The 205-nt window shown below is 60.5% G+C and carries 1 rRNA gene; it reads left to right on the top strand.

From position 1 onward, the window contains the following. Window positions 1–85: 85 nt before the first annotated feature. Window positions 86–202, top strand: a 5S ribosomal RNA gene (gene rrf / locus HMPREF2857_RS07235). The last annotated feature ends 3 nt before the right edge of the window (window positions 203–205 follow it).

Genomic DNA, 205 nt, shown 5'->3' with positions numbered 1-205 from the left:
AGGGTTTTTGCTCGCGTCCGTTATTCAGTGTCTGGCATGACACCACCCACCCGTTGTGGTGGGGATGGGTTGTTGCCTGGTTTTTGTCGGTGGTGTTAGCGGTGGGGTCACGCCCGGTCCCATTCCGAACCCGGAAGCTAAGTCCACCAGCGCCGATGGTACTGCACTCGGGAGGGTGTGGGAGAGTAGGTCGCCGCCGGCATAA

Source organism: Corynebacterium sp. HMSC076C10 (assembly GCF_001812455.1).
Lineage (GTDB): Bacteria > Actinomycetota > Actinomycetes > Mycobacteriales > Mycobacteriaceae > Corynebacterium > Corynebacterium jeikeium_D.
Note: the sequence above shows the minus strand (reverse complement) of the source record. Positions and strands in the feature narration are given on the sequence as shown.